We start from the raw sequence: 10,584 nt of genomic DNA on the forward strand, positions 1-10,584 counted from the left end.
CGCGGTGGCGGCTCTACCGTAGCCGAAATGGCCGGCCTCGGCGGCGATCAGGGGAGATTCGGCGAGCAATCCCACGGCAATGACGGCCATGGTCCGGCGCCTACGAGATCTGAACATCGAACACGCTTCCGTCGGGCTTGACCTGCCAGGTCTGGATCGAATTGTTGTGATAGACCGAATTCAGCCCGCGCTGCTTTCGCAACTGCGTAATGGTCGGCTGCACATATCCGGTTTCGTCGATTGCGCGGGATTGCAGCAGCGCCGGCCGGCCGTCCCAGCGCCACGGCAGCGTGAAGCGCGTCAGCGCCTTCGACAGCACGGGGTCGTGCAACCGGGCGCGCTGCCAGTTGACGCCGCCGTCCGCGGAAACATCGACGTGGCGGACCTTGCCGTTGCCGCTCCAGGCCAGCCCGCGAATTTCATACAGCCCCAGGCCGCTCAGCGGCTTTTCGGGGCAGGGAAAGGTGATGACCGACTTGGCGTCGATCAGCCAGGTGAAGCCGCGCGAGGTGCCATCCGGCATCAGGTCGGTGTATTTCGAGGTTTCCTCGCGTGAATACCACGGTCTGTCGCCGAGCTTGATGCGGCGCAGCCATTTTATGCTGACATTGCCCTCCCAGCCCGGCACTACCAGCCGCAGCGGATAACCCTGTTCGGGCCGCAGCGCCTCGCCGTTCTGCGCATACACCATGAGGCAATCGTCGAGGCATTTGTCGAGCGGCAGGCTGCGGTTCATATGCGCGCCGTCGGCGCCTTCCACCATCGCCCAGCGGGCATCTTTCTTGACGCCGACTTCCTCCAGCAAGGTCGAGAGTTTTAGCCCGGTCCATTCCGCGCAACTGATCATGCCGTGATTGAACTGCAGCGAGTTCAATTGCGCCGCGCGCCATTCCATGCCGCCATTGGCAGGGCATTCGATGAAATGGATGCGCGACACGGAAGGGAAGCGCACGATGTCGTTCATCGTGAGAAGTAGCGGGCGCTCGACCAGGCCGTGGATCATCAGCCGGTGCTGATCCGGGTCGACATGGGGCCGCCCCGCATGATAGCGCTCGAAAAACAGGCCGTTCGGCGTGATGATGCCGTGCAGGTCCTGCAACGGCGAGAAGCTGATGGAGGATTCGGTGCCGGCGGTGAGCCACGGCACGTTGCGCCTGATGACGCCGGCCTCGGTGTCCGCAGGCCTGCCATAGGGACGGTCGACCACGCCGGGCCCGATCGACTGCGACCACGGCGCATCGGCCGGTGGTGAAGCGGCGGGAGTTTCGGCGTGGCCGGGTCTTGCGCGAAACGCGAGGCCGCCGGTCAGCGCCGCCCCCAGCCCAAGGAAAGAGCGCCGGCCCAGCAGTGGATCGCGCCGTACCGCGAGCTTCGACGCCATGGGCATGCCGCGCAAATCGGGCCGCATGTTTCCTCGCTTTGCGGCGCGCGCCGCATGTTCATTGTTGCGTCAGCAGTATCGTTGGTCTCTAATTTAGTCAAAAGCGAGCGTTGCGCGTGCTGCAGGTGCTCAAGCATATCTTTTGCGGAGACGTGAAGTGAAGCGTTTCGCCGCCGCGATGCTGGTTTTTTCGGCGTGTCTCGACGCTGCTGGGCTTGCCCAAACCGCGTCGCCGTATCCGCCGACCGCGGTTCCCCTGAAGATCGATCAGGTACCGGGCAAGCCGATTTATTACAGCACCGGCAACCCCGGCATTCCCGGCAAGGACAATGAAGGCAACACCTCCAATGCAGGCTTCGTCGTCACCTCGGACGGCGCCGTGGTGTTCGACGCGTTGGGCACGCCGAGTCTTGGATGGGCGCTGCTGCAAGACATCCGCAAAGTCACCGACAAGAAAATCCGTTATGTGATTGCGAGCCACTATCATGCCGATCACATCTACGGCTTGCAGGCGTTCAAGGATCACACCGGTGCCGTGATCGTCGCGCAGGAACGCGCCGGCGAATACAAGGACAACGAGGAGATCGCCGACGAGAAAGCCAGCCAGCGGCTCGACCAGCGCCGCGGCGCGCTGTTTCCATGGGTCGACAAAACCACCCGCGTGGTGCCGCCGGACATTACCTTCAGGGACCGCATGACGATCGCGCTCGGCGACAAGCGACTGACGCTGCTGTATGCCGGACCGGCGCATTCCTCGAGCGACATGATGATGTTGGTCGAGCCGGACGGCGTGTTGTTCGCCGGCGATATTGTGCAGAACAGCCGGATTCCGCATATGAACAGCGATGACGTCTCGACCACGCAGTGGCTGGCAGCGCTCAAGGAGATCGAAAAACTCGATCCGAAATTCATTATTCCCGGGCACGGCAGGGCATCGACCGAGGCGAAGCAGGCGATCTCATTTACACGCGACTACATTCAATACGTCCGGATCGCGATGGCGACGGCGGTAAAGGACTGGACCGATTTCGATGTGGCCTATGACCAAACTGACTGGTCGAAATACCGGGACATGCCGGCGTTCGCCGCCAACAACCGCGGCAACGCCTATCGGATCTATCTGGAACTGGAGCAATCGCAGTTCAAAGCTGATAAGCCTTGACCCGTCATTCCCGACGGAGCAATTGGAGCAAGTGTGGTGGCTGAATACGTGGTGGAATTCGGCAGGGACGGCCAGCCGGTCGAACCCGATGGCCGTCTCGACGCGGCGGCGTTTCACCGAAATCACCAGCCGATCTGGGCAATCCTGCAGAACTTCCTCAATGACAAATCCGGCGACGTGCTGGAAGCCGGTAGCGGCACCGGACAGCATGTCATCGATTTCGCCCGCCGCAGCCCCGAGATCACGTGGTGGCCAAGCGACCTCAATGAAGCGCATCTGAACAGTATCGCTGCGTGGCGGGCGAAGGCGCAGCTTGCCAATGTTCGCGCCCCGCTCCGGATCGATCTGTCCGATCCCGCGTGGTGCCCCGAACTGGCCGGCGGCAACGGACCAGATCGATTGCTGGCGGTGTTCTGCGCCAATGTGATCCACATCGCGCCGTGGCGCGTCGCCGAAGGTCTGTTTGCCGGCGCCGCGCGTTATCTGCAGGCGGACGGACGGCTGTTTCTCTACGGCCCGTTCAAACGCGGCGGCAGGCACACCGCGCTCAGCAACGCCGTGTTCGACACCAGCCTGCGCGACAACAACCCCGAATGGGGCGTGCGGGACATCGTCGATGTAACGGCGCTTGCCGAAACTGTCGGTTTGGGCCTCGTTGAAATTGCCGAGATGCCGGCCAACAATCTCATTCTGGCGTTCGGACGATCGAGGCGAGACTGAACGCCAAGCATGGCGCGCGCCCGTTTGCGTCGGTTGATTGCGCTTCGGCCTGCCTTCATAGTGCGGTGAATCAACAAGGCCCTGCGCAGCAGCAGCCTCTTGGGTGGAAGTGCCGATGATCGACGTGACCGCAACCGATGAGATCGCCGACGACGCTCGCGCGCGCTCTAATGTGGTGCGTCTCGCGGCGGCGCAGGCGCTGACCGGCGCGAATTCGGCGGTCATTTTCGCCACCGGCTCGATTGTCGGCGCGACGCTGGCGCCGGATATCTCGCTCGCGACCGTGCCGCTTTCGATGTTCGTGGTCGGGCTTGCCGCCGGGACCTTGCCGACCGGTGCGATTTCGCGTGCCTACGGCCGCCGGGTCGCCTTCATCATCGGCACCGGGTGTGGCGTGCTGACCGGTTTGCTCGCAGCATTCGCCATCCTGCGCGGCTCGTTTGCGCTGTTTTGCTGCGCGACGTTTCTCGGCGGCCTCTACGGCGCGGTGTCGCAATCCTACCGCTTCGCCGCCGCCGACGGCGCCAGTGCGGCGTATCGCCCCAAAGCGGTGTCGTGGGTGATGGCCGGCGGCGTGTTCGCCGGCGTGCTCGGCCCGCAATTGGTGCAATGGACGATGGACATCTGGCCGCCCTATCTGTTTGCCTTCAGTTTTGTGGTGCAGGCGGCGGTCGCGGTCGTTGCGATGGTCGTTCTGTCCGGAGTCGATGCGCCAAAACCGGCGGCGGCCGATCTGCATGGCGGGCGCCCGCTGCTCGAGATCGCGCGGCAACCGCGGTTCATCGCGGCGGCGCTTTGCGGCATCGTATCCTATCCGATGATGAATCTGGTGATGACGTCGGCGCCGCTGGCGATGAAAATGTGCGGCTTGAGCGTCAGCGATTCCAACTACGGCATTCAATGGCATATCGTGGCGATGTACGGGCCGAGCTTTTTCACGGGCTCTCTGATCGCGCGCTTCGGTGCGCCGAAGATTGTGGCGCTCGGTCTTTCACTGGAAGCCATCGCGGCAACGATCGGGCTTTCCGGCATCACCGCGATGCACTTCTGGGCGACGTTGATCGTGCTTGGTGTCGGCTGGAATCTCAGTTTCGTCGGCGCCTCGGCGCTGGTGCTGGAGACGCATCGGCCGCAGGAGCGCAACAAGGTGCAGGCCTTCAACGATTTTCTGGTGTTCGGCAGCATGGCGCTGGGATCGTTTTCGTCGGGGCAGTTGCTGGCGAACTACGGCTGGCCGGCCGTCAATATCGTGGTATTCCCGCCGGTGCTGCTGGGGCTTACGGTGCTGATGCTGGCGTCGTTCGCGAGGCGCCGGAGGAGACTACAGCCCGTGTCGGAGTTTCCCGATCCGAACATCTGATCGGCGAACAATATCTGTGGAGGTTCGATGCCGTCGCGAGCCCTTCTGGACGAATTCATCGCCGTCGTGGAAAGCGGCGACCATGCCGGCGCCATCGAGCGCTATTACACCGAAGACGCCAGCATGCAGGAGAATGCCTCGCCGCCCCGGGTCGGCCGCGACCGGTTGGTCGCGCATGAGCGTGGCGTGCTCGCGCGGACCACGCACGTCTTTTCGAAGGCGATGGCCTCCGTTGTCGAAGGCGATCATGTCGCGATCCACTGGGTATTCGAATTGACGGGCCTTTCCGGCAAGGTGCACCGGATCGACGAGATCGCGCTGCAGCAGTGGCGCAACGATAAAATCTTCCGCGAACGGTTCTTTTACGATCCCGGCAAGCCGAAATCCTGACACCGCCGCACAATCCACCACATTTCGGGTGGCGTCGAAGCAATTTTCTTGGCGATCCTGTAGACCAATTCGTCATGGCCGGGCATGTCCCGGCCATCCACGTCTTTGGAACGACTGGGAAGATTAAGACGTGGATGCCCGGGCCTTCGCCTCGCCGAAGGGGCTTCGGCCCCGCAGGCGGGACAAGCCCGGGCATGACGGCTTTCAGAATGATGGATGCACACTTTGGACCATTCTCAGGACACGCTCGTCGACGAATCCTCGATCCGCTACGACGGCTGGCGGATCGTCGCGGTCTGCTTCCTGGTCGCGACCTTCGGCTGGGCCTTCGGCTTCTACGGCCAGAGCGTTTATGTGGCCGAGTTGCACCGAATTCATGGCTGGCCGACCTCGCTGATTTCAACGGCGACGACTTTCTTTTACCTGTTCGGTGCGTTGCTGGTCGCCTTTGTCAGCGAGGCGATCCGGGCGTTCGGCCCGCGTAACTGCCTTTTGGCTGGTGTATTCGCGATGGCATCGGCGGCTGCCCTGATCGGTCAGGTCACCGCGCCGTGGCAGCTTTATGCCGTCAACGGGCTGCTGGCGTTCGGCTGGGTCGGCACCAGCCTCGGCATGATCACCAACACGCTCGGGCTCTGGTTCGACAAAAAGCGCGGCATGGCGATCAGCCTGGCGCTGAACGGCGCAAGCTTTGGTGGTATTGCCGGGGTGCCGCTGATGGTTGCGGCGATCGCAAGTTTTGGTTTTTCCGGCGCCATGATCGTCGCTGCCGTCACGATGGTCGTGCTGCTGGTGCCGGTCGTTCTGATTCTGGTCGGGCGTCCGCCCGATCGGATGAACATCGCCCTTGCGTTGGTTGCGGCGGATGCGCCGTCGGCGTCGCGGATACGCGCGCGGGCGGTTCGCGATGCCGCCTTCCTGTCGGTGTCGATTGCGTTTGCGCTGGTGCTGTTCGCGCAGGTCGGCTTCATCGTTCACCTGATCTCGTTCCTCGATCCGGTGATCGGCCGCGAGCGCGCCGCCATAGCGGTCGCGCTCATGACCGCAATGGCGGTGGTCGGCCGCGTGCTGTTCTCGACGGTGATCGATCGGCTGAACCAGCGGCTTGCCTCGGCGATCTCGTTCGTCAGCCAGGCCGTCGCATTGACCGTCGTCATCAACCTGCAGAACGACATTGCGCTGATGGCGGCCTGTGCGCTGTTCGGGTTTTCCGTCGGCAATCTCATCACAATGCCGGCGCTGATCGTGCAGCGCGAGTTCGATCCGCGCTCGTTCGGCGTGCTGGTCAGCCTGATCACGGCGATCAACCAGATCACCTATGCGTTCGGTCCGGGAGTGATCGGCCTGCTGCGCGACGCGTCGGGGAGTTACATATTGCCGTTCTATGGCTGCATCGGGCTGGAGTTGACCGCCGCGGTGCTGATCATGGTGCGCGGGAGAAGCGCTCGGCCCTAACAATTCGTCATTGCGAGGAGCGTAGCGACGAAGCAATCCAGACCTTCGCTGCGGCTTCTGGATTGCTTCGCTTCGCTCGCAATGACGTGAAGCTACGCTTCACGTTCCCGCATCAGATCCTCAAGATCGAGCTTGTGCGTGAACATCGCCAGCGAGCCGTCGGGATGGCGCGGCCATTCCTCCTGCAGTCGATCGCGGTAGAGCTCGACGCCGTTCTGGTCGGGATCGCGCAAGTACAGCGCCTCACTGACGCCATGGTCGCTGGCGCCGTCGAGCTGGATGCCTGCCGCAAGCACGCGATGCAGCGCCTCCGCCAGCGCCGCGCGGGTCGGATATAGAATTGCGGTGTGAAACAGCCCGGTGGTGCCGGGCGCCGGCGGCTGGCCGCCTTTGCTCTCCCAGGTATTCAGCCCGATGTGGTGGTGATAGCCGCCCGCGGAAATGAACGCGGCCTGGTCGCCATACCGCTGCATGACCTCGAAGCCGAGCACGCCGCAATAAAATCCCAGCGCGCGGTCGAGGTCGGCCACTTTGAGATGAACATGCCCGATGCGGGTGCCGGCGATGATGGGAGTGGTTTTGGGATTATCGGGCATGGCATTACTCCAAGCTCTGCGTCATTGCCGGGCTTGACCCGGCAATCCATCTTCTTCGAAAGAGTCTTGTGAAGATAGATGGATACGCGGGTCAAGCCCGCGTATGACGGCGTTGTGTTGCGCCCTACGCCAACTCCGAGAGCTGCCCCTCCGGCAGCTCGAACTCAAAGGTGTTCAGCGTCATCGACACCATGGTGTAGTAGCCGCACAGCCCGATGATCTCGACCAGCCCGCGCTCGCCGAGCATCTTCACGGCGTCGTCGTAGAGTCCCTTGGCCACGCCGTGGCCCTCATGCAGCGACTTGGCGACGTCGTAGATCATCTGCCCCTTCGGGTCGTCGAATGTCGGCGTGCGCCGATCGCGGATGTCATCGATGATTTTCGGGTCCATGCCGCCTTTCAGCGCCAGCCGCTTGTGGGCATACCACTCGTAATGCGAAGTCCAGTGCCGTGCGGTGACCAGGATCGCGATTTCCGAGAGTTTTGCGGGAAACACCGTGTCGAAGCGCAGGAATGCGCCGAGCCGCGTTGCGTGCTTGGCCATTTCGGGGCTGGTGAGCCAGGCCATCATCGGCGGCGGCGGGCTGCCGCGCTTGCTGGCGATCGACTCGTCGTAGGTTTTTTTCTGGTCCTCGTTCATTTCGCCAGGCGAAAGCAGTTTCAGGCGCATCTGTGTTTCCTCTTGTTTTTCAATCCTTGCGGCGCTGGCTGACGCCGGATCGCGCGGTCCTACATATCCCGCAACGGACCGCTGCACGCCAGAGATATATTGATATTGGCAATACGGCCGCTAAGGTCCGGCCCAACAATGATGCATTGATGGGAACGCGCTGATGTCCAATCCCGATCAGTTCCGCCTAGAAACCCGCGCCTGGCTCGAAGCCAATTGTCCGCCGGAGATGCGGCGTCCGATGACATCGGACGAAGATACCTTCTGGGGCGGCCGCAACACCAAATTCTCCTCGGAGCCGCAGCAGACCTGGTTCGAGCGCATGCGCGACAAGGGCTGGACCGTGCCGCACTGGCCGAAGCAATATGGCGGCGGCGGCCTCGATGGCGAACAGGCCAAGATCGTGCGCCAGGAAATGGCGGCGATCGGCGCGCGGCCGCCGCTGGTTTCCTTCGGCATTTCGATGCTCGGACCGGCGCTTTTGAAATACGGCACCGACGCGCAGAAGAAAGAGCATCTGCCAAAAATTGCCGCCGGGCTGATCCGCTGGTGCCAGGGCTATTCCGAGCCGAACGCGGGCTCCGATCTTGCCTCGCTGCAGACCCGTGCCGAAGCCGACGGCGACGATTTCATCATCAACGGCCAGAAGATCTGGACTTCCTACGCCAACTTCGCCGACTGGATTTTCTGTCTGGTGCGCACCGACGCCTCGGGGAAAAAGCACGACGGCATCAGCTTCATCCTGTTCGACATGGCCTCGAAGGGCGTGTCGACCAAGCCGATATTGTTGATTTCCGGCAAGTCGCCGTTCTGCGAGACCTTCTTCGACAATGTGCGGGTGCCCAAAGCGAATGTGGTCGGCACCGTCAACCGCGGCTGGGACGACGCAAAATATCTGCTGCAGCACGAGCGCGCGATGATCTCGGGCATGGGCGAGCGCGGCGTCGGCCGGCCGCTCGGCCAGGTCGCCGCCGATTCGGTCGGCACCGACGAGCAGGGCAGGCTTGAAGACCCGATGCTGCGCGGACAGATCGCGACCTTCGAGATCGACGAGGCGGCACTGGCCGCTGCCGCCGAGCGCGCGGTCGATCTGGCCAAAGCGGGGCAGGCGCATCCGGCGTTTTCCTCGGCGATGAAATATTACGGCACCGAACTCAACAAGCGGCGCTACGAAATCCTGATGTCCGCCGGCGGCATCGATGCGCTGGAGTGGGAAAGCGAGCGCTCCAAGCAGGGCGCCCGCCCGCGTGCGTGGCTGCGTACCAAGGCCAACTCGATCGAGGGCGGCACCTCTGAGGTGATGCTTGGCATCGTTGCCAAGCGCATTCTCGATCTGCCGGGGGCGTAACATCTCGTCGTCCCCGCGGAAGGCGGGGACCCATACGCCGTGTACTCTCGACGGGACCCATGCCTCCCCACCTTCCTTCTTCATCACCACGGTGGTTATGGGACCCCGCCTTCGCGGGGACGACGTAACATCAAAAACCGGGAATCACCCATGGCCCTCGTCCTCAACGAAGAACAATCCATGCTGCGCGACAGCGCGCGCGGCCTCATCAGTGACAAGGCGCCGGTGTCGCATCTGCGGCAGCTTCGCGACTCCAAGGACGCCACCGGTTTCTCCCGCGATTTGTGGCGCAGCTTTGCCGAAATGGGATTTTCCGGCCTGCTGGTGCCGGAGGAGTTCGGCGGCAGCGGGCTCGGTTGCGTGGAAGCCGGCGTGGTGATGGAGGAGATCGGCCGCACGCTGATGCCGTCGCCGTTCCTGTCCACCGCGGTGCTTGCGGCATCGGCGCTGTCGCGCGGCGGAAGTTCGGCGCAAAAATCCGAGCATCTGCCGAAGATCGCCGACGGCTCGCTGCTGGCCGCGCTCGCGGTCGACGAAGGCGCCAAACACCGTCCGCTGCAGACAAAAATGCAGGCGGTGCGTTCCGGCAACGGGTTCAAGCTCAACGGCGCCAAGGCTTTTGTCGTCGACGGGCACACTGCCGATTTGCTGATCGTGGCAGCCCGCACTGCGGGCGCTGCCGGCGAGCGTGATGGACTGACCTTGTTCCTGGTCGATCCCAAGGCTAACGGCATCGAGACCGAGCGCACCGCGATGGTGGATTCGCACAACGCCGCGCGCATCGTGTTCGACAATGTCGAGGTCGATGCCGACAGCGTGCTCGGCGAAGTCGATCAGGGCGGCGCGATGCTGGAAGGCCTGCTCAATATCGGCCGGGGCGCGGTGGCATCGGAAATGGTCGGCGTAGCTGAGGAAGTGTTCGGCCGCACCGTCTCCTACTTGAAGGAGCGCAAGCAGTTCGGCAAACTGATCGGCGAATTCCAGGCGCTGCAGCACCGGGCCGCGCATCTTTATGTCGAGATCGAGATCACCCGCGCCGCCGTGCTGAAGGCGCTGCAGACGCTGGATGGCGATTTTGAAAATGCGGGAGCCGCGGTTGCGGTGGCGAAAGCGCGGGCCGGCTCGACCGCGACGCTCGCGGTTCAGGAAGGCGTGCAGATGCATGGCGGCATGGGCATGACCGACCAGTTCGACATCGGCTTCTTCATGAAGCGCGCGCGGGTCTGTCAGGAATTGTTCGGCGACAGCAACTTTCACGCCGACCAGCTGGCGAGGCTGAGGAGCTATTGAACGCCGCTGTCATCACCCGCGAAAGCGGGTGACCCAGTAAACGCAAACGTCAGAGTTTACTGGGTCGCCCGGTCAAGCCGGGCGATGACAGTTCGTGCTCACCGTATCGGCGGCGCGTACTGGATGCCGCCGGCGCTCCACAGCTGGTTGAGGCCGCGCGGGATGCCGAGCTTCGAGCCGGCGCCGACATTTCGCTCGTAGACCTCGCCGTA

Annotated in this window: 10 protein-coding genes and 1 pseudogene; 7 read left to right on the forward strand and 4 right to left on the reverse strand. The window is 63.1% G+C overall.

Annotated features, from left to right (window positions below):
* Positions 1-100 precede the first annotated feature (100 nt).
* Positions 101-1,381: a sulfite dehydrogenase gene (soxC, locus tag VGP39_RS03600; RefSeq protein ID WP_414644553.1), complete on the reverse strand. Its 1,281-nt coding sequence runs from the start codon at positions 1,379-1,381 to the stop codon at positions 101-103.
* A gap of 178 nt (positions 1,382-1,559) precedes the next feature.
* Between soxC and VGP39_RS03605 the strand changes: the two genes are divergently transcribed.
* The 5 genes from VGP39_RS03605 to VGP39_RS03625 all read left to right on the forward strand — a co-directional run bounded on the left by VGP39_RS03605 (position 1,560) and on the right by VGP39_RS03625 (position 6,468).
* The gene (locus tag VGP39_RS03605) at positions 1,560-2,543 is read left to right on the forward strand and encodes an MBL fold metallo-hydrolase (protein ID WP_327566743.1); all 984 of its coding nucleotides are present in this window, start codon (positions 1,560-1,562) and stop codon (positions 2,541-2,543) included.
* Between the two features lie 36 nt (positions 2,544-2,579).
* Positions 2,580-3,263, forward strand: coding sequence for a DUF938 domain-containing protein (locus VGP39_RS03610; protein ID WP_327566744.1), 684 nt, complete (start codon positions 2,580-2,582; stop codon positions 3,261-3,263).
* Positions 3,264-3,378: 115 nt separating this feature from the next.
* Complete coding sequence (locus VGP39_RS03615) at positions 3,379-4,623, forward strand: MFS transporter (RefSeq protein WP_327566736.1); 1,245 nt, start codon at positions 3,379-3,381, stop codon at positions 4,621-4,623.
* A 27-nt stretch (positions 4,624-4,650) separates the two neighbouring features.
* The gene (locus VGP39_RS03620) at positions 4,651-5,013 is read left to right on the forward strand and encodes a nuclear transport factor 2 family protein (protein WP_327566737.1); all 363 of its coding nucleotides are present in this window, start codon (positions 4,651-4,653) and stop codon (positions 5,011-5,013) included.
* Between the two features lie 225 nt (positions 5,014-5,238).
* The gene (locus tag VGP39_RS03625; protein ID WP_327566738.1) at positions 5,239-6,468 is read left to right on the forward strand and encodes an MFS transporter; all 1,230 of its coding nucleotides are present in this window, start codon (positions 5,239-5,241) and stop codon (positions 6,466-6,468) included.
* A 92-nt stretch (positions 6,469-6,560) separates the two neighbouring features.
* On the opposite strand, the gene VGP39_RS03630 is transcribed toward VGP39_RS03625, so the two are convergent.
* On the reverse strand, positions 6,561-7,064 hold the full coding sequence (locus VGP39_RS03630; RefSeq protein WP_327566739.1) for a VOC family protein: 504 nt from the start codon (positions 7,062-7,064) through the stop codon (positions 6,561-6,563).
* A gap of 124 nt (positions 7,065-7,188) precedes the next feature.
* Complete coding sequence (locus VGP39_RS03635; protein ID WP_327566740.1) at positions 7,189-7,734, reverse strand: carboxymuconolactone decarboxylase family protein; 546 nt, start codon at positions 7,732-7,734, stop codon at positions 7,189-7,191.
* A 163-nt stretch (positions 7,735-7,897) separates the two neighbouring features.
* Between VGP39_RS03635 and VGP39_RS03640 the strand changes: the two genes are divergently transcribed.
* Both VGP39_RS03640 and VGP39_RS03645 read left to right on the forward strand, forming a co-directional pair.
* Positions 7,898-9,082 (forward strand): acyl-CoA dehydrogenase family protein, encoded by a 1,185-nt coding sequence (locus VGP39_RS03640; protein WP_327566741.1) that lies wholly within the window; start codon positions 7,898-7,900, stop codon positions 9,080-9,082.
* Between the two features lie 150 nt (positions 9,083-9,232).
* On the forward strand, positions 9,233-10,372 hold the full coding sequence (locus tag VGP39_RS03645; RefSeq protein ID WP_327566742.1) for an acyl-CoA dehydrogenase family protein: 1,140 nt from the start codon (positions 9,233-9,235) through the stop codon (positions 10,370-10,372).
* A 98-nt stretch (positions 10,373-10,470) separates the two neighbouring features.
* Here VGP39_RS03645 and VGP39_RS03650 read toward each other — a convergent pair.
* Positions 10,471-10,584 (reverse strand): annotated as a pseudogene (locus VGP39_RS03650) (amino acid ABC transporter substrate-binding protein); the annotation flags it as partial.

Origin of the sequence: Bradyrhizobium sp., assembly GCF_036009065.1 — a bacterium.
In the GTDB taxonomy this organism is placed as follows: domain Bacteria; phylum Pseudomonadota; class Alphaproteobacteria; order Rhizobiales; family Xanthobacteraceae; genus Bradyrhizobium.

Bases quoted from the DNA above. Each gene is read 5' to 3' on its own strand.
- soxC (WP_414644553.1), bottom strand. From the start codon at position 1,381: ATGGCGTCGAAGCTCGCGGTACGGCGCGATCCACTGCTGGGCCGGCGC.
- VGP39_RS03605 (WP_327566743.1), top strand. From the start codon at position 1,560: ATGCTGGTTTTTTCGGCGTGTCTCGACGCTGCTGGGCTTGCCCAAACC.
- VGP39_RS03615 (WP_327566736.1), top strand. From the start codon at position 3,379: ATGATCGACGTGACCGCAACCGATGAGATCGCCGACGACGCTCGCGCG.
- VGP39_RS03620 (WP_327566737.1), top strand. From the start codon at position 4,651: ATGCCGTCGCGAGCCCTTCTGGACGAATTCATCGCCGTCGTGGAAAGC.
- VGP39_RS03630 (WP_327566739.1), bottom strand. From the start codon at position 7,064: ATGCCCGATAATCCCAAAACCACTCCCATCATCGCCGGCACCCGCATC.
- VGP39_RS03635 (WP_327566740.1), bottom strand. From the start codon at position 7,734: ATGCGCCTGAAACTGCTTTCGCCTGGCGAAATGAACGAGGACCAGAAA.
- VGP39_RS03640 (WP_327566741.1), top strand. From the start codon at position 7,898: ATGTCCAATCCCGATCAGTTCCGCCTAGAAACCCGCGCCTGGCTCGAA.
- VGP39_RS03645 (WP_327566742.1), top strand. From the start codon at position 9,233: ATGGCCCTCGTCCTCAACGAAGAACAATCCATGCTGCGCGACAGCGCG.